This is a genomic window from Pseudomonas sp. LH1G9 (genome assembly GCF_002949975.1).
GTDB lineage: Bacteria > Pseudomonadota > Gammaproteobacteria > Pseudomonadales > Pseudomonadaceae > Aquipseudomonas > Aquipseudomonas veronii.
In genome coordinates this window covers 4,609,180-4,625,296 of the sequence record NZ_CP026880.1, presented here as the reverse complement: position 1 = coordinate 4,625,296, position 16,117 = coordinate 4,609,180, and the positions used below count along the sequence as shown (strand labels likewise).

18 protein-coding genes are annotated in these 16,117 nt (G+C 63.3%); 10 read left to right on the top strand and 8 right to left on the bottom strand.

Annotation, left to right across the window (positions count from 1 at the left end; all coding sequences use genetic code 11):
- Positions 1–37 precede the first annotated feature (37 nt).
- The 4 genes from C5F70_RS21510 to C5F70_RS21495 are packed head-to-tail and all read left to right on the top strand — an operon-like array spanning position 38 to position 2,318.
- Positions 38–346, top strand: a complete 309-nt coding sequence (locus tag C5F70_RS21510) for a MazG-like family protein (RefSeq protein WP_017849654.1) — start codon at positions 38–40, stop codon at positions 344–346.
- Positions 339–1,088 carry a methyltransferase gene (locus C5F70_RS21505; protein WP_017849653.1) on the top strand — a complete coding sequence of 250 codons (750 nt, stop codon included), beginning with the start codon at positions 339–341 and terminating at the stop codon, positions 1,086–1,088. The genes C5F70_RS21510 and C5F70_RS21505 overlap by 8 nt, the downstream gene beginning before the upstream one ends.
- A gap of 24 nt (positions 1,089–1,112) precedes the next feature.
- Positions 1,113–1,715, top strand: coding sequence for a DUF4136 domain-containing protein (locus C5F70_RS21500; RefSeq protein WP_104904021.1), 603 nt, complete (start codon positions 1,113–1,115; stop codon positions 1,713–1,715).
- Between the two features lie 45 nt (positions 1,716–1,760).
- On the top strand, positions 1,761–2,318 hold the full coding sequence (locus C5F70_RS21495; protein WP_046485731.1) for a DUF4136 domain-containing protein: 558 nt from the start codon (positions 1,761–1,763) through the stop codon (positions 2,316–2,318).
- A 35-nt stretch (positions 2,319–2,353) separates the two neighbouring features.
- Here C5F70_RS21495 and C5F70_RS21490 read toward each other — a convergent pair whose 3' ends face one another.
- Positions 2,354–3,202 (bottom strand): MaoC family dehydratase, encoded by an 849-nt coding sequence (locus C5F70_RS21490; protein WP_104904020.1) that lies wholly within the window; start codon positions 3,200–3,202, stop codon positions 2,354–2,356.
- Between the two features lie 2 nt (positions 3,203–3,204).
- A complete protein-coding gene (locus C5F70_RS21485) occupies positions 3,205–4,557 on the bottom strand; it encodes a 3-oxoacyl-ACP reductase (RefSeq protein ID WP_104904019.1) in 1,353 nt (450 codons plus the stop codon).
- 114 nt (positions 4,558–4,671) lie between these two features.
- Here C5F70_RS21485 and C5F70_RS21480 point away from each other — a divergent pair, with 114 nt between their 5' ends.
- Both C5F70_RS21480 and C5F70_RS21475 read left to right on the top strand, forming a co-directional pair.
- Positions 4,672–5,949 carry an acetyl-CoA C-acetyltransferase gene (locus C5F70_RS21480; RefSeq protein ID WP_017849648.1) on the top strand — a complete coding sequence of 426 codons (1,278 nt, stop codon included), beginning with the start codon at positions 4,672–4,674 and terminating at the stop codon, positions 5,947–5,949.
- Positions 5,950–6,084: 135 nt separating this feature from the next.
- Positions 6,085–6,984, top strand: a complete 900-nt coding sequence (locus tag C5F70_RS21475; protein ID WP_017849647.1) for a PA4780 family RIO1-like protein kinase — start codon at positions 6,085–6,087, stop codon at positions 6,982–6,984.
- A 763-nt stretch (positions 6,985–7,747) separates the two neighbouring features.
- Here the strand turns inward: C5F70_RS21475 and cueR are convergent.
- The 3 genes from cueR to C5F70_RS21460 all read right to left on the bottom strand — a co-directional run bounded on the left by cueR (position 7,748) and on the right by C5F70_RS21460 (position 10,800).
- A complete protein-coding gene (gene cueR / locus C5F70_RS21470) occupies positions 7,748–8,149 on the bottom strand; it encodes a Cu(I)-responsive transcriptional regulator (protein ID WP_026140370.1) in 402 nt (133 codons plus the stop codon).
- Positions 8,150–8,151: 2 nt separating this feature from the next.
- On the bottom strand, positions 8,152–10,353 hold the full coding sequence (locus C5F70_RS21465; protein WP_104904018.1) for a cation-translocating P-type ATPase: 2,202 nt from the start codon (positions 10,351–10,353) through the stop codon (positions 8,152–8,154).
- A 66-nt stretch (positions 10,354–10,419) separates the two neighbouring features.
- Positions 10,420–10,800, bottom strand: a complete 381-nt coding sequence (locus tag C5F70_RS21460; protein ID WP_017849644.1) for a hypothetical protein — start codon at positions 10,798–10,800, stop codon at positions 10,420–10,422.
- A 147-nt stretch (positions 10,801–10,947) separates the two neighbouring features.
- Here C5F70_RS21460 and C5F70_RS21455 point away from each other — a divergent pair, with 147 nt between their 5' ends.
- Entirely contained in the window at positions 10,948–11,139 is a 192-nt protein-coding gene (locus C5F70_RS21455; RefSeq protein WP_017849643.1) for a heavy-metal-associated domain-containing protein, read from the top strand.
- A gap of 83 nt (positions 11,140–11,222) precedes the next feature.
- Positions 11,223–12,416: a multidrug effflux MFS transporter gene (locus C5F70_RS21450; RefSeq protein ID WP_017849642.1), complete on the top strand. Its 1,194-nt coding sequence runs from the start codon at positions 11,223–11,225 to the stop codon at positions 12,414–12,416.
- A 6-nt stretch (positions 12,417–12,422) separates the two neighbouring features.
- Here C5F70_RS21450 and C5F70_RS21445 read toward each other — a convergent pair whose 3' ends face one another.
- From C5F70_RS21445 to C5F70_RS21435, 3 genes are all read right to left on the bottom strand, one after another.
- On the bottom strand, positions 12,423–12,608 hold the full coding sequence (locus tag C5F70_RS21445) for a hypothetical protein (RefSeq protein WP_017849641.1): 186 nt from the start codon (positions 12,606–12,608) through the stop codon (positions 12,423–12,425).
- A 145-nt stretch (positions 12,609–12,753) separates the two neighbouring features.
- Positions 12,754–13,767, bottom strand: a complete 1,014-nt coding sequence (locus C5F70_RS21440) for a zinc-binding alcohol dehydrogenase family protein (protein WP_017849640.1) — start codon at positions 13,765–13,767, stop codon at positions 12,754–12,756.
- Between the two features lie 140 nt (positions 13,768–13,907).
- Positions 13,908–14,201 (bottom strand): putative quinol monooxygenase, encoded by a 294-nt coding sequence (locus C5F70_RS21435; protein WP_017849638.1) that lies wholly within the window; start codon positions 14,199–14,201, stop codon positions 13,908–13,910.
- A 118-nt stretch (positions 14,202–14,319) separates the two neighbouring features.
- On the opposite strand from C5F70_RS21435, the gene C5F70_RS21430 reads away from it, so the two are divergent.
- Together C5F70_RS21430 and C5F70_RS21425 are read left to right on the top strand one after the other, a co-directional pair.
- Entirely contained in the window at positions 14,320–15,246 is a 927-nt protein-coding gene (locus C5F70_RS21430; RefSeq protein WP_104904017.1) for a LysR family transcriptional regulator, read from the top strand.
- A 137-nt stretch (positions 15,247–15,383) separates the two neighbouring features.
- Positions 15,384–16,079: a helix-turn-helix transcriptional regulator gene (locus tag C5F70_RS21425; protein WP_017849636.1), complete on the top strand. Its 696-nt coding sequence runs from the start codon at positions 15,384–15,386 to the stop codon at positions 16,077–16,079.
- The last annotated feature ends 38 nt before the right edge of the window (positions 16,080–16,117 follow it).

Here is a 16,117-nt window from a genome sequence, read left to right as displayed (position 1 = left end):
TGATCCCCCCGAAGCTATACCCCTTCAGGAGCCCCTCATGAACCTCGAACACCTCACCGAACGCCTGCATCGCATCCGCGATACCAACGACTGGAAACAATTCCACAGCCCGAAAAACCTGGCCATGGCCGCCAGCGTGGAAATGGCCGAGTTGGTGGAAATCTTCCAATGGCTCACCGAAGACCAGTCGCGCCAGTTGCCCGCCGACACACTCGCCCATGCCGGCCAGGAAGTCGGCGATATCGTGCTGTACCTGCTGTTGCTGTGCAGCGAGTTGGGCCTGGACATGAACGAGGTGGTGCGCGCCAAGCTGGCCGACAGCGAACGGCGGTTTATCCATGAGTGATCGTCACTTCGACCAACTGGCCACGCGTTTTGCCGAGAAGATCTACGGCGGCGCCAAGGGCGCGATTCGCCTGGCGGTGTTGCAGGCCGACCTCACCGAAGCCCTGCCGCAACGGCCGTTGCGTGTGCTGGATATCGGCGCGGGCCTGGGGCACATGTCGCTGTGGCTGGCCGAGCGCGGGCATCAGGTGACCCTGGCCGAACCCGCCGAGCCGATGCTGAGCGGTGCGCGCCAACGCTTCGCCGAGGCGGGGCAGAGCGCGACCTTCATCCATGCGCCCTGGCAAGACCTGCTCGGCCAACTCACCGAGCCCTACGATGTGGTGCTGTGCCACGCCGTCCTCGAATGGCTGGCCGAACCCCATGCGATCCTGCCCGTGCTGCACCAGTTGACGGTGCCTGGCGGCTGGCTGTCCCTGGCGTTCTACAATCGCGATGCGCTGATTTACCGCAACCTGCTCAAAGGCCACTTCCGCAAAATGCGCAAGAACGACATGGCCGGCGAAAAACAGAGCCTGACCCCGCAGCAGCCGCTCGACCCGCGAGAGCTGGCGGCGCAACTCGAGGGGCTTTGGCAGGTCGAAAGCCAGAGCGGCGTGCGGGTGTTCCACGATTATATGCCGGTGGAATTCCAGGCCCGCGTGGCATTGCAGGATGTGCTGGAGATGGAGCTCGCCCATCGTCGTCACCCAAGCTTTGCCGGACTTGGGCGTTATTTGCACTGGATCTGCCGTCCGGTTTAAGCGGCCCAGTCAGTGGAGGTCGAAATGCGTCGTTTCGGGTTAATCCTGTTGTTCCTTGGGCTGGGCGCCTGCTCCAGCCCCAATCCCTACGTGGCCACCTCGGCGCCGATGCCGCCGGCTCCGGCCCAGGCGGCCAGGACCTTTGATGCCAGCGCCTACCCCGCGCCGGTGCGTGACTACGGCGCCTACCGCATTTGGGCCTGGCGCAACGGCCAGTTGCCAGCGGGCACGGCTTGGGCGGACTCGGCGCAGATTGCCGAAGCGGTCAGCGGCGCCCTCGACCAGCGAGGCTTGCGCCCCCTGCACGACAACCGCGCGCCCGACCTGCTGGTGAGCGCCGACGTGCATCTGGAGAAGCGCCTCAAGCAGGTCCAGGATGACTACGGCTATGGGTACGGTGGCTACAATCGTTATGGCAATGGCTACGGCATGTACAACGCGGCGCCGATCGTGCGTACCTATGAAGTTCAGGTCGTGGTGGTGCGGGTCAATCTGTTCGATGCACGCAGCGGTCAGCCGGTGTGGAGCGCCAGCGCCGAAACCGGCAGTCAGGGCAGCCTCAGTGAGCGAGCCGATGCGTTGCGCAAGGCTGTGCAAAAGGCAATGACGGCGTATCCTCCCAGTTAACAGCTATTCTCATTTAATGCCCGGGTCGCTCGTTGGAGAACCACCATGTTTGGACGTATCGCAACGCTCGCTTTGGTCGTGCTGCTGGGCGGTTGCCAGACCAGCCAGGTCAACCACGATTTTGATGCCAGCCGGGACTTCGGCGCCTACCGCAGCTGGGCCTGGAAAGACCCGGCGCTGCAATACCGTCCCGATGATCCGCGGATCAAGAGCGACCTCACCGAACAACGTATCCGCCAGGCTGTCGGCGAACAACTCGACCAACGCGGCCTGCGCCCTGCGGCGGCGGGCACCCGGGCGGACCTGAATGCGCAGGCCTACCTGATCGTCGAAGACCGCCAGCAACAAGTCAGCACCAACTACGGCGGCGCCTGGGGCGGGCCGTGGAATGGCTACTGGGGCGCGCCGATGTACAACGAAACGCGCAACATCACCTACAAGGTGGCGACCATCCAGATCGACCTGCTCGACGGCAAGGACGGCAAACTCGTCTGGCGCGGCAGCGACGAGCAGATCATGGCCAGCTCGCCCGAGCCGCAGGATCGCAGCAACGCCATTCGCAAGACGATCGCGCGAATCCTTTCCAGCTACCCGCCGCGCTGACACGCTGTTGCCCCGAGAGAGATGAGCGGCCGGTTTCAGCCAATCGGTTGCCACCGGCCGACCATGTGCTCAATCTCCCCCGAGCCTTTCAACCACAACTGGCCACTGGGACCGGCGACGCTGGCGTGCAGGATGATCTCGCTGGGCAGACGCACCGGTTTCTTGAATTCGACCTCTATTTCGATATTCGCCGCGGGCAGGTGCTCGCCGAGGGCAGCGAGGGTGCGCGCCTTGTTCCACAGGCCGTGGGCGATGGCTTGGGGGAAACCGAATAGTCTGGCGGTCAGGGCGCTCAAGTGGATCGGGTTGTAGTCGCCGGACACCCGGGCGTAACGACGGCCGATATCGGCCGGGGCTTTCCAGCGGGTCAGTTCGCTGACCTGGGTGGGCGTGGGCAAGGCGTCGTCCGCCGCTGCGCCGTCGAGCTTCACGCCACGGCAGAGCATGCGGCTCTGCGCTTCCCACAACAGGCCGAGGGCATCTTCGGCGGTGGTCACCAGCTCAAACGTCGCGCCCTTGGCGTGGGGTTTGAGATGGTGTGCGTGGACGGCGATGGTCAGCTCACTCACCGCCCCCAAGGGCCGATACACCCGGATGCGATTGCGCAGGTGGACCAGCCCCAACAACGGGAACGGAAACGATGGCGCCGTCAGCAGTTTTAACTGCAGGCCGAACGCCAGCACCTGCGGATACGTCGCCGGCAGCATCGGGCTGTCGGCAAAGCCACACACCTGCCGATACGCCGCCACCTGCTCGGGGTTGACGCTCACGCGGCAGCGAAACCCCTGCTCGGGCAAGTGGCTGCCGGTGATCCTGCGCTTGAGCGCCGCGCGCCAGTACAACGGCATAAGCTGCGGCGGGTGGTCCAGGGTGGTCCAGTCCATGCTTACGCTCCCAGTATACTTTGCCCACACACCCGCAGCGCCTGGCCGCTGACCGCGCCGGAACCCGGCTGACCGAGCCAGGCGACCGCTTCGGCGACGTCCTGCGGCAAGCCGCCCTGGCCCAGGGAACTCATGCGGCGCCCGGCCTCACGCAGGGCGAAGGGGATATGCGCGGTCATCTGGGTTTCGATAAAACCGGGAGCCACGGCGTTGATGCTGATCCCCCGCGCTTTCAACAGCGGCGCCCAGGCCTGGGCCAAGCCGATCAGCCCGGCCTTGCTCGCGGCATAGTTGGTTTGCCCGCGGTTGCCGGCGATCCCGCTGATGGAGGCCAGCAGCACCACGCGTGCGTTGTCGTGCAGGGTGCCGCTGTCGAGCAGGGCCTTGGTCAGCACTTGCGGTGCATTGAGGTTGACCGCCAGCACGGCGTCCCAGTATTCCGGGGTCATGTTGGCGAGGGTTTTGTCGCGGGTGATGCCGGCGTTATGGACGAGGATGTCGAGGCCGTCCGGCAGTTGTTCGATCAACTGGCGGGCGGCGTCTTCGGCACAGATGTCCAGCACGATGCTGCGCCCTCCCAGGCGCGCCGCCAGGGCTTCGAGGTCAGCCTTGGCCTGGGGCACGTCCAGCAGAATCACCTCGGCGCCATCGCGGGCGAGGGTTTCGGCGATGGCGGCGCCAATGCCGCGCGCCGCGCCGGTGACCAGCGCCTTGCGCGCGGCAAGCGGGCGGGTCCAGTCTTCGACGGGGGTGGCGCAGGCTTCCAGGCGAATCACCTGGCCCGAGATGTAGGCACTTTTGGGCGACAGGAAAAACCGCAACGCCCCTTCCAGTTGGTCCTCGGCACCTTGGCCGACCGACAGCAATTGCAATACGCCGCCGTTGCGCAGTTCTTTGGCCAGGGAGCGGCTGAACCCTTCGAGGGCGCGCTGGGCGCTGGCGGCGAACGGGTCGCTGAGACTTTCCGGCGCGCGGCCGAGGATCACCAGGTGCGCGCTGTGATCGAGGTTTTTCAGCAGGGGCTGAAAGAACTCGCGCAATTGCTTGAGCTGGTCGGTGTGTTGCAAGTCGCTGGCGTCGAACACCAGCGCCTTGAGCTTGGGGCCATGCCCGGGAATCCAGGCCGGTGCTTCCAGCGGCCCGGCGCCGTAGCTATAAATGGCCTCGGTGAGTTTGTGCGCAAACGCCAGCACCTTGGCCGCCAGTGCCCCGCCGCCGAGCAGCAGCGCGCCGTCGACCGGGCGCAGACGCCCGGCTTGCCAGCGCTCCAGGCGTACCGGTGACGGCAGGCCAATGGCGGCGACCAGGCGATGGCCGAGGCTTGAGTTGGCGAAGTCGATATAACGGTCAGACATGGAACGCTCTCCAAAGGCTGGGGTTCAAAGGGTTGACCACCTCGCGGCGGCAGTCGTTCGATTGAGCCTAGGCTAGTCTGAACGACTTACCCCACAACCGACAGGGAGCTTTCCATGACTCAATTGCGCCGTGTAGCGATCATTGGCGGTAATCGCATTCCTTTCGCCCGCTCCAATGGCCCGTATGCCACGGCGAGCAACCAGGCGATGCTGACTGCCACCCTGGAGGGCCTGATCGAGCGCTACAACCTGCACGGCCTGCGCCTGGGCGAGGTGGTCGCCGGCGCGGTGCTCAAGCACTCGCGCGACTTCAACCTGACCCGCGAATGCGTGCTGGGTTCGCGCCTGTCGCCGCAAACCCCGGCCTATGACATTCAGCAGGCCTGCGGCACCGGGCTGGAGGCGGCGTTGCTGGTGGCCAACAAGATTGCCCTGGGCCAGATCGAGTGCGGGATTGCCGGTGGAGTGGACACCACGTCCGACGCACCGATCGGGGTGAACGAAGGGCTGCGCAAGATTCTGCTGCAGGCCAACCGCAGCCAATCCTTGGCGGACAAACTAAAACTTTTGTTACAACTCCGTCCCCATCACCTCAAACCCGAGCTGCCGCGCAATGGCGAACCCCGCACCGGTTTATCCATGGGCCAGCACTGTGAGCTGATGGCGCAGACCTGGCAGATTCCGCGCGCCGAGCAAGACCAGCTCGCCCTGGAGAGCCACCAGAAAATGGCCGCGGCCTACGCCGAAGGCTGGCACAACGATTTGCTCACCCCGTTTCTGGGCCTGACCCGCGACCACAACCTGCGCCCCGACCTGACCCTGGAAAAACTCGCCGGCCTCAAGCCCGCCTTCGAGCGCAGCGCCAAAGGCACGCTCACCGCTGGCAACTCCACGCCGCTGACGGACGGCGCCTCCCTGGTGTTGCTCGGCAGCGAAGCCTGGGCCAGGGAGCGCGGCTTGCCGATCCTGGCTTACCTGCGCGACGGCGAAGCGGCGGCGGTGGATTTCGTCAACGGCGCCGAAGGCCTGTTGATGGCGCCGGTGTACGCCGTGCCGCGTTTGCTGGCGAGGAATGGCCTGACACTGCAGGACTTCGATTACTACGAGATCCACGAAGCATTCGCTGCCCAAGTGTTGTGTACGCTCAAGGCCTGGGAAGATGCGGACTACTGCAAGACCCACCTGGGGCTGGACGCGCCGCTGGGTTCGATCGACCGCAGCCGCCTCAACGTCAAGGGCAGTTCCCTGGCCGCCGGGCATCCGTTTGCTGCGACGGGCGGGCGTATCGTCGCCAACCTGGCCAAGCTGTTGGACGTCGCGGGCAAGGGGCGCGGGCTGATTTCAATCTGTGCCGCCGGAGGGCAGGGCGTGACAGCGATCATTGAACGCTGAATTGCGTGGAAAACTGGCATATTGGATGCATTCTTCGGTGGTCAAAGCTCGGTAGCCCCTCCCCGAGGCGAGCCGATTGCCGTATAACGAGTGCCATACGCGTGTTTGGTAATAAAGGACCCACAATAAAAGCTGATGAAGACTCCTAAACGCATTGAACCCCTGATCGAAGACGGTCTGGTCGACGAAGTGCTGCGCCCACTCATGAGTGGTAAAGAAGCAGCTGTTTATGTGGTGCGCTGCGGCAACGAATTGCGTTGCGCCAAGGTTTACAAGGAGGCGAACAAACGAAGTTTTCGTCAAGCGTCCGAATACCAGGAAGGCCGAAAGGTCCGTAACAGCCGGCAGGCCCGGGCGATGGCCAAGGGTTCCAAATTCGGTAAGAAAGAAACCGAAGATGCCTGGCAGAACGCCGAAGTCGCGGCGTTGTTCCGCCTGGCCGGCGCGGGCGTTCGCGTGCCCAAGCCGTATGACTTCCTTGAAGGCGTGCTGTTGATGGAGCTGGTGGCCGACGAGTACGGCGATGCGGCGCCGCGCCTGAACGACGTGGTGCTGGAGCCGGACCAGGCGCGCGAGTACCACGCGTTCCTGATCTCCCAGATCGTGCTGATGTTGTGTACCGGCCTGGTGCATGGTGACCTGTCCGAGTTCAACGTACTGCTCACGCCGACCGGCCCGGTGATCATCGACCTGCCCCAGGCGGTGGATGCGGCGGGCAACAACCACGCGTTCAACATGCTGGAGCGGGATGTGGGCAACATGGCTTCCTACTTCGGGCGCTTTGCCCCGGAGCTGAAGAAGACCAAGTACGCCAAGGAAATGTGGGCGCTGTACGAAGCCGGCACCTTGCACCCGGCCAGCATCTTGACCGGCGAGTTCGACGAACCGGAAGAACTGGCCGACGTGGGCGGCGTGATCCGCGAGATCGAAGCGGCGCGACTGGACGAAGAGCGGCGCCAGGCGGCTCGCGCGGCGGATGATGCGCCACCGAGCAAAACGCCTGACGAACCACCGCCACCGCCTTGGATGCAGTGACCCCCAAGCTGTTGTCGATATAAACAGTGTGGAAGTGATCTTCAAACAATTGGAGATCTAAAAAGTGTAGAAGTGATCTTCAGGTAATTGGAGATCTAAAAAGTGTGGAAGTGATCTTCAGGTAATTGGAGATCTAAATGTGGGAGGGGGCTTGCCCCCGATAGCTCCGTGTCAGTCGATACGTATATTGACTGATCCACCGCTATCGGGGGCAAGCCCCCTCCCACATTGGTTTTGTGTACACCCCTTACCCCCTTCAGACGCAACAACCACCCGACGTGTGGAAGTGATCTTCAGGCAATTGAAGATCTAAAAATATGGGAATGATCTTCAGGTAATTGGAGATCTAAAAATATGGGAATGATCTTCAGGCAATTGAAGATCTAAAAATGTTGGAATGATCTTCAGGTAATTGGAGATCTAAATGTGGGAGGGGGCTTGCCCCCGATGGCGCCATGTCAGTCGATACTTATATTGACTGATCCACTGCTATCGGGGGCAAGCCCCCTCCCACATTGGTTTCGTGTACACCCCTTACCGCCTCCCCTTTCAAGCGCAGCAACCTCCCGACGTGTGGAAGTGATCTTCAGGCAATTGAAGATCTAAAAATGTTGGAATGATCTTCAGGCAATAGAAGATCTAAAAATGTGGGAGGGGGCTTGCCCCCGATAGCGCCATGTCAGTCGATACGTGTATTGACTGGTCCACCGCTATCGGGGGCAAGCCCCCTCCCACATTGGTTTTGTGTACACCCCTTACCCCTTCAGGCGCAGCAACCACCCGACGCCAATTCCTTGAGAATCGGACAGTCCGGCCGATGATCGCCGTGGCAGTGTTCCACCAGGTCCTGCAACGTATCGCGCAACTGCCCCAGCTCCAGAATCTTTTGGTTCAGCTCCTCGATATGCTGGCGCGCCAGGGCCTTCACATCGGCGCTGGCCCGTTGCCGGTCCTGCCACAACGTCAGCAGCTTGCCGACTTCTTCCAATGAAAACCCCAGGTCCCGCGAGCGTTTGATGAACGCCAGGGTGTGCAAGTCGTCGGCACCGTACACGCGATAGCCGCTCTCGGTGCGATGGGCGGCTTTGAGCAGGCCGATGGATTCGTAGTAGCGAATCATCTTGGCGCTCAAACCGCTTGAACGCGCCGCCTGGCCGATGTTCATGCTCATGGATGTGGGTCCTCCAGATCCTTGGGTTTCCAGGTTTTCAACAACAGCGCATTGCTCACCACGCTGACGCTGGACAAGGCCATCGCCGCGCCGGCCAACACCGGGTTGAGCAGGCCGAATGCCGCCAGGGGAATACCGATCAAGTTATACACAAAGGCCCAGAACAGGTTCTGGCGGATCTTTGCGTAGGTCTTGCGGCTGATCTCCAGCGCGGCCGGCACCAGGCGTGGATCACCGCGCATCAGGGTGATGCCGGCAGCGTGCATGGCCACGTCGGTGCCGCCGCCCATGGCGATGCCGATGTCGGCGGCGGCCAGGGCCGGGGCGTCGTTGATGCCGTCGCCGACCATCGCCACCACGCCGGTTTTTTTCAGTTCGGCGACGGTGGCGGCTTTGTCGGCCGGGAGCACTTCGGCGTGGACATCGTCGATGCCCAGCGCCTGGGCGACTACCCGCGCACTGCCGCGATTATCACCGGTGAGCAAATGGCTGCTGATGTGCCGCGCCTTGAGTTGGGCCACGGCTTCCAGCGCGCCGGGCTTGAGAGTGTCGCCGAAAGCGAACAGCCCGAGTACCCGCGGTTGCGCGCCTTGCTCGATCAGCCAGGACAAGGTGCGGCCTTCGGCTTCCCAGGCCTTGGCCGAAGCGTTCAGTGCGCCCGCGTCCAGCCCGTTGTCTTCCAGCAGACGGCGGTTGCCCAGGGCCAGCGGCCGACCGTCGAGGGTGCCGGCAATGCCGCGCCCGGTCAGGGACTGGCTGGCGCTCACATCGGCCACGTTCAGCCACTGTTCGCGGCAGGCATCCAGCACCGCCTTGGCCAGCGGGTGTTCGCTGCCGCGTTGCAAGGCGCCGGCCTGTTGCAGCAGCAGCGGTTCGTTGCCGTCGACTGCCGCCAAGTGAGCGATCTTCGGCGTGCCGGAAGTGAGCGTGCCGGTTTTGTCGAATACCACCGCGCTGACGGCGTGGGCGCGCTCCAGCGCTTCGGCATCCTTGATCAGGATACCGTGACGCGCCGCTACGCCAGTGCCGGCCATGATCGCGGTCGGTGTGGCCAGGCCCAGGGCGCACGGGCAGGCGATCACCAGCACGGCGACCGCATTGATGATCGCAGTCTCCAGCGAAGCGCCGTACAGCCACCAGCCGAGCAGCGTGAGCAACGCCAGCACCAGCACCGTCGGCACGAACACCTGGCTGACTTTATCCACCAGTTTCTGGATTGGTGCCTTGGCCGCCTGGGCGTCTTCCACCAGGCGGATGATGCGCGCCAGCACGCTTTCCGCGCCGAGGGCCACGGTGCGGACCAGCAAGCGCCCTTCGCCGTTGATCGCGCCACCGGTGACCTTGTCACCCGGTTGTTTCGGCACTGGCAGGCTTTCGCCGCTGATCAGCGCTTCGTCGGCATGGCTTTGGCCGTCCACCACTTCCCCGTCCACCGGGAAGCGCTCGCCGGGTTTGACCAGCACGTGGTCGCCGAGCTTGAGCGCGTTGATCGCGACGTCTTCTTCGCGGCCGTCAATCACCCGAATCGCGCGCTCCGGGCGCAAGGCTTCCAGGGCCCGGATGGCGCTGGCGGTCTGGCGTTTGGCGCGGCTTTCCAGGTATTTGCCGAGCAGCACCAGAGCGATCACCACCGCCGAGGCTTCGAAATACAGGTGCGGCATGCTGCCGGCGGGCGCGGTGAGCCATTCGTACAGGCTCAGACCGTAACCGGCGCTGGTGCCGATCGCGACCAGCAGGTCCATATTGCCGGCGCCGGCGCGCACGGCTTTCCACGCGGCGATGTAAAAGCGCGCACCGAAGATGAACTGCACCGGCGTGGCCAGGGCGAACTGGACCCAGGCCGGCAGCATCCAGTGCAGGCCGAAGGGCTGTGCCAGCATCGGCAGCACCAGCGGCAACGCGAGCACAATCGCCAGCAGCAGCGCCCAACGCTCGTGGTGCAGGCGCTGGGCTTGATCGGCATCGGTCTTGGTTTCGCTTTGGGGCAGCGACGCGCTGTAGCCGGCCTTGTCGACGGCGGCGATCAGCACGGCGGGGTCCATCTGGCCGAGCACCTCGATATGGGCGCGCTCGTTGGCCAGGTTCACGCTGACACGTTGCACCCCCGGCACCTTGCCCAGCGCGCGCTCGACACGCCCGGCGCAGCTGGCGCAGGTCATGCCGCCGATGGGCAGGTCAAACGTGGTGGTTCCATTCATGGGGCAGTCCTCCTGAAGAAGTTGCCCCTAGGATCAACCTTGACCTGTGGGGAAGGTCAAGCGTCTTTAGTATCCCAATGTCGCAGGTTTGAGGTACATGCCTTCCGGGCCTTGTGCGATGCGTAATTTGCGCACGTCACCGACCTTCAGCGTGATGTTCTGCGCGGCTGGCGCCAGCAGGCCCGGTAGGCAACCCGGCGCTTGGCCCGGCAGCAGCTTCAGGCGCAGCGACACATTGCCGGCCGGCAGGTTGAACGCGGTGGACTGTTCCTGGAACAGGCGCCCGGCCAACTGGTCCTGGATGTACAGGCCGATCTCGCAGTTGGTCGGTACTTCCAGGCGTTCGCGGGAAATGATCAGCACCGCATAGTCTTCGGCGGCGCTGGCCATGGGCGCAGCGGCAGACAAACTCATCAGGCCGACAAGGCCAAAAAACGACCAGCGCATGGCGAATGCTCCGTGGTTCACATCAAAGATGGGTGAAGCTTGGCCGACTGCGTCACTGAATACCAGCCCGGCGGCTATTTTTGCCGCTTGACCTTGCCATCGTGGCAAGGTCGATACTGCGTCCACCCTCATTAAAGGAGTCATGTCATGCAAGTATTCAACGTTGAAGGAATGACCTGCGGCCATTGCGTCCGGGCAGTGACCCAGGCGGTGCAGAATCAGGACCCGGCAGCCGAAGTGAAAGTCGACCTGGCGGCCAAGCAAGTCAGCGTGCAAAGCCAGTTGAGCCGCGACGTGATCGCCGGCTTGATCCGTGAAGAAGGCTACAGCGTCGCCTGATTTAATAGTTAGCGAGCTATCGTAATGTTCAACGCACCCAAGCGCGGCTAGACTGTCGGGCTGCCGACATACTTGGGTGCCTGATGAACCTGCGCATACTCCTGATTTTGGGCGCCTTGAGCGCCTTCGCGCCGCTGGCGATCGACTTTTACCTGCCGGGTTTCCCGGCGATGGCGACGGCGTTCGCCACCGATGAAAAACATATCCAGCTGACCTTGGCGGTGTATTTCGGCGGCCTGGCCATCGGCCAATTGATCTACGGCCCGCTGGCGGACCGCTTTGGTCGTCGTGTGCCGCTGCTCAGCGGGGTCACGTTGTTTACGCTGGCCTCCTTCGCCTGCGCCTATGCGCCGTCTTTGGAATGGCTGATCGGCGCACGTTTCGTGCAGGCCCTCGGCGGTTGCGCGGGCATGGTGATTTCCCGCGCGGTGGTCAGCGACAAGTGTGATGTAGTGACCTCGGCCAAGGTGTATTCGCAACTGATGCTGGTGACCGGCCTGGCGCCGATCCTTGCGCCATTGGCGGGCGGGCTGATGGTCGGGGTGTGGGGCTGGCAGTCGATCTTCCTGGCCCTGACGGTGTTCAGCGTGATGGCCGCGATCGCAGTGGCGGTCGGTTTGCCGGAAACCTTTCCGGCCCATCAGCCTCGGCAACCGTTGTCCGGGTCGCTGCGCCGCTATATCGACCTGTTGTCGGACCGGGTCTACCTCGGTTACGCCCTGACCGGGGGCATTTCGATTGCCGGGATGTTTGCCTACATCGCCGGTTCGCCCTTCGTATTCATCAAACTCTATGGCGTGCCCGCCGAGCATTTCGGCTGGGTATTCGGCTCCAACGCCGCCGGCTTTATTCTGATGGCCCAAGTCAATGCGCGCTTGCTCGCCAAGCGCGGGCCGGCGTTCTTGCTGTCGCGCACGGTGTGGCTCTACATGCTGGCGGCGTTGGCGCTGCTCGGCGTCGCGGCCTTGCGCACCGATGCGTTGTGGCCGTTGCTGCTGCCGCTGTTTATCTGCATCGCCAGCCTGGGCTGCATTTTGCCCAACACCTCGGCCTGCGCCATGAGCGGGCAGGGCGCGCGAGCCGGTAGCGCCTCGGCAATGCTCGGTTGCATTCAGTTCGGCGTGGCGGCGGGGGCGGCTTCGTTGGTGGGCGTGTTGCACGACGGCACGGCGATGCCGATGGCGATGGTCATCAGCTTGTGCGGGGTCTTGGCGGTGACGATTGCACTGTCGACCCAGCGCCTGCAACGGGCACGTGCCCTACAGGCGCAGGTCTGAAAGACGTCAGCCAGCGGCGGCGGAGCGTTGCTGGTCGAGTGGGAAACGGTGGGGCGCCTGGATGCGCGCTTGCAGGGTCTCGGCGAAGGCGCGGGCTTCGGCCTCACTGCGGAAGGTGATGGCTTCGCCGTCGAGACGGACCTGCCATTTATTGCCCGGGGATTTTGCTAACGCTTTTATCAGGATCTTCATTGCTGACTTCCTCACGTAAAAGAATCGTGGCAAAGGCCGCCAATATAAACCCGAATACGTTCACAATGATGACAAAGGTCAATTCCCTGACTAGTGGTGTCGTCCATCACTTACACGAATGACGGACGACACTGACAGACCTCTTTTAGAACCCTTCCAGCACGATCTTACCCTTGGCCTTGCCGCTTTCGAGCAGCGCGTGGGCGCGGCGTAGGTTCTCGGCGTTGATCACGCCGAAGTGCTCGCCCACGGTAGTTTTCAGGGTGCCGGCATCGATCAGCTCGGCGACGCGATTGAGCAGGTTGTGTTGCTCGATCATGTCCGGCGTCTCGAACATCGAGCGGGTGTACATGAACTCCCAATGCAGCGACAGGCTCTTGCGCTTGAGTTTGCTCACGTCCAGGGCCTTCGGATCGTCGATCAGCGCCAGCTTGCCTTGGGGCTGCAGGGCTTCGACCAGTTGATCCAAATGGTGGTCGGTCTGGGTCAGGCTGGCGACGTGGGTCACCTGGGCCACACCCGCGTGTTTCAGGGCGTCGCTCAGCGGCTGGCTATGGTCGATCACCAGGTCGGCGCCAAGGGCCTTGGCCCAGGCCTGGGTTTCCGGGCGCGACGCGGTGCCGATGACCTTCAGTGCGGTGAGCTGGCTGGCCAATTGGGTCAGGATCGACCCCACGCCGCCGGCAGCGCCGACGATCAGCAGGCTCTGGCCTTCGTCCTTTTTACCCTCGCGCACTTGCAGGCGTTCGAACAACAGTTCCCAGGCGGTGATGGCGGTCAGCGGCAAGGCGGCCGCGTCGGCAAAACCCAGGCTCTTGGGCATATGGCCGACGATGCGCTCGTCTACGGTGTGCAGTTCGCTGTTGCCGCCCGGGCGTACCAGGGAGCCGGCGTAGAACACGTTGTCACCGGCCTTGAACAGCGTCACTTCACTGCCGACGGCCTTGACCACACCGGCCACGTCCCAGCCGAGCACCTTGGCGGCGCCGTTTTCCGGGGCGACGTTCTGGCGGACCTTGGTGTCCACCGGGTTGACCGAGATGGCTTTGACTTCCACCAGCAGGTCGCGCGGGCCGGCGACCGGTTCCGGCAGCTCGATGTCTTGCAGGGATTTCGGATCGTTGATCGGCAGTGAGGCGTAGTAGGCAATGGCTTTCATGGGGGCTCCAGAAGTAGGGAGTTGACTGTAGGAGCGAGCTTGCTCGCGAAAAACTCACAGGGGCCGCGCTGAATCAAAAGCGCGGCGTCATCGTTTACGATTTTCGCGAGCAAGCTCGCTCCTACAAAAAAGGGCGGTGATCAGGCAAGAAATTTCAGGCGCTTGAGTTCGAAGTGCGCGAGTACGTCGGCGGCCTTGGCGCGGAAACTCTGGATGTGTGCGCTCTGGTCGTGGTCGGCCAGGGCCGCGTCGTCGCGCCAGCGTTCGAGCATGTAGAACGTCTCGGGATGTTGCAGGTCCTGGTGCAGGTCGTACTGTTCGCAACCGGCTTCCTGGCGGGTCGGTTCCAGCAGGCCGCGCAGCAGCGACTCGAGGGTGTGTTGTTGGCCAGGTTTGGCGATCAGCGTGGCGATGACGTTAAAGGCAGCGGACATATTCGACTCCTGACACGGGCTGTATGGGATGGGCAGATGATTGGCTATTTCCGATGCAGATAAAAGCGGCTAAAACAGCAGTCTGTTTCAACAATATTTTGATAATGGGTGGAATTGGATGCTGCGCTTTGATGATTTGCAGTTGTTCGTGCGCGCAGCGGACCTGGGCAGTCTGTCGGCCGCGGCGCGGGTCATGGACCTGTCGCCGGCGGTGGCCAGCGCGGCGTTGAAGCGTATCGAACAGCAACTGGGCACGCGCTTGCTGGCGCGCTCCACTCGCAGCCTGCGCCTCACCGCTGAAGGGGACGGCTTTCTCGGATATGCGCGTGCCGCACTGAGCTCGCTGGACGAAGGGCGGCGGTTATTGGCCAGTGGCCAGGACCATGTCAGCGGTGTGCTGCAACTGTCGGCACCCTCGGATTTTGGTCGCAACCAGCTGTTGCCCTGGCTCGACGAGTTCCAGCGTGACTATCCGCAACTGACGGTGCGCCTGTTGCTGGGCGACCGCATTGCCGACCTGTTCCGCCAGCCGGTGGATATCGCCCTGCGCTATGGCGAACCGGAGGATTCCAGCCTGGTCGCGCTGCCCGTCGCGCCGGATAACGTGCGCGTGCTGTGCGCGGCCCCCAGTTATCTCGAGCGCCACGGCGAACCGCGGCATCTGGAGCAACTGGCCCAGCACAATTGCCTGCTGTATATGCTCGGCACTCGCGTGCATGACCACTGGACGTTTCATGACGGCAAACGCGAAGTCAGCCTGACTGTCGGCGGCGACCGCTTCAGTGACGATGCTGACGTGGTACGGCGATGGGCTGTCGCCGGGGTGGGCATCGCCTACAAGTCCTGGTTGGATGTGAGCAGCGACGTCCGCGCCGGACGCTTGCGCGTGATTCTGCCTGAGCTGCGCGGCGAGCGGACGCCGCTCAACCTGTTATGCGCGCATCGCGCGCAGTTGAGTAAGCCCATCAAACTGCTGCGGGAAATGCTCGTGTCCCGTTGTGCGACATTGACCGCGCAGTGGTCGGAACAATTCACCAGTGCGTAATAGCCTCCACTAAAGCCGGAAATTTCACTCAGATCCTGTCCCTATCCGCGCTGTCAGACGCCGGGGAACTGGCTGCTTGCGCACCTATACTTTGGCGCCAACCACAGCAGAGAAATGATTTAACAAGGAGTGAACACATGGAACAGGCACCTTGCATCAGTCAGATTGCCAGCTTGCTCGCCGAGCCAAAACGCACCGCCATGCTCTGGGCCTTGATGGACGGCTCGGCCAAGTCTTCCCAGGAACTGGCGACGCTCACGGGGTTGTCGCCGGCCTCGGCGAATGCCCATCTGGCGCGGCTTACCGGCGGCGGTTTGCTGCGTGTCGAAGCGCGTCGCGGCAAGCGGTTGTTTCGTGTGGCGGCGGCGGATGTCAGCACCGCCATCGATGCCTTGGCCAGCACCACCATGGCCAGTGCGGCGCGCAGCTCACCGCAGGCTTCACCGCTGACCCTGGCGGCGCCGGCCCCGCTGCGCCATGCGCGGTTATGCCATGGGCACCTCGGCGGCGAACTGGCGGCGCAACTGTATCAGCGGATGATCGCGGCCGGCTGGATCGAGCGCCACGAGCTCCGCACCCAAGTCACGGTCAAAGGCGCGCAGCACCTGGCTGGCCTGGGCATTTTCACCCAGGCGCTGGCCTTGCCGCTGGTGTGCGACTGTTTCGATTGGAGCCAGCAGCAACCGCACCTGGGCGGCGCGCTGGGAGCCGGGCTATTGCAACTGTTTTTGCAGTCGAACTGGATCCGTGCGGTCAACGAGTCCCGCGCCTTGCTCGTCAGCGACACCGGGTTGGCGGAAATCACCCGGTTGGCCGTGCCCGACGCGCTCTGACCCGGATGACGTCGTTCAGAGTTGCGATCAGGTCGCAC

Bases quoted from the DNA above. Each gene is read 5' to 3' on its own strand.
- C5F70_RS21490 (WP_104904020.1), bottom strand. From the start codon at position 3,202: ATGGACTGGACCACCCTGGACCACCCGCCGCAGCTTATGCCGTTGTAC.
- C5F70_RS21510 (WP_017849654.1), top strand. From the start codon at position 38: ATGAACCTCGAACACCTCACCGAACGCCTGCATCGCATCCGCGATACC.
- C5F70_RS21465 (WP_104904018.1), bottom strand. From the start codon at position 10,353: ATGAATGGAACCACCACGTTTGACCTGCCCATCGGCGGCATGACCTGC.
- C5F70_RS21440 (WP_017849640.1), bottom strand. From the start codon at position 13,767: ATGAAAGCCATTGCCTACTACGCCTCACTGCCGATCAACGATCCGAAA.
- C5F70_RS21500 (WP_104904021.1), top strand. From the start codon at position 1,113: ATGCGTCGTTTCGGGTTAATCCTGTTGTTCCTTGGGCTGGGCGCCTGC.
- C5F70_RS21455 (WP_017849643.1), top strand. From the start codon at position 10,948: ATGCAAGTATTCAACGTTGAAGGAATGACCTGCGGCCATTGCGTCCGG.
- C5F70_RS21475 (WP_017849647.1), top strand. From the start codon at position 6,085: ATGAAGACTCCTAAACGCATTGAACCCCTGATCGAAGACGGTCTGGTC.
- C5F70_RS21485 (WP_104904019.1), bottom strand. From the start codon at position 4,557: ATGTCTGACCGTTATATCGACTTCGCCAACTCAAGCCTCGGCCATCGC.
- C5F70_RS21445 (WP_017849641.1), bottom strand. From the start codon at position 12,608: ATGAAGATCCTGATAAAAGCGTTAGCAAAATCCCCGGGCAATAAATGG.
- C5F70_RS21435 (WP_017849638.1), bottom strand. From the start codon at position 14,201: ATGTCCGCTGCCTTTAACGTCATCGCCACGCTGATCGCCAAACCTGGC.
- C5F70_RS21480 (WP_017849648.1), top strand. From the start codon at position 4,672: ATGACTCAATTGCGCCGTGTAGCGATCATTGGCGGTAATCGCATTCCT.
- C5F70_RS21495 (WP_046485731.1), top strand. From the start codon at position 1,761: ATGTTTGGACGTATCGCAACGCTCGCTTTGGTCGTGCTGCTGGGCGGT.
- C5F70_RS21430 (WP_104904017.1), top strand. From the start codon at position 14,320: ATGCTGCGCTTTGATGATTTGCAGTTGTTCGTGCGCGCAGCGGACCTG.
- C5F70_RS21505 (WP_017849653.1), top strand. From the start codon at position 339: ATGAGTGATCGTCACTTCGACCAACTGGCCACGCGTTTTGCCGAGAAG.
- C5F70_RS21425 (WP_017849636.1), top strand. From the start codon at position 15,384: ATGGAACAGGCACCTTGCATCAGTCAGATTGCCAGCTTGCTCGCCGAG.
- C5F70_RS21450 (WP_017849642.1), top strand. From the start codon at position 11,223: ATGAACCTGCGCATACTCCTGATTTTGGGCGCCTTGAGCGCCTTCGCG.
- cueR (WP_026140370.1), bottom strand. From the start codon at position 8,149: ATGAACATCGGCCAGGCGGCGCGTTCAAGCGGTTTGAGCGCCAAGATG.
- C5F70_RS21460 (WP_017849644.1), bottom strand. From the start codon at position 10,800: ATGCGCTGGTCGTTTTTTGGCCTTGTCGGCCTGATGAGTTTGTCTGCC.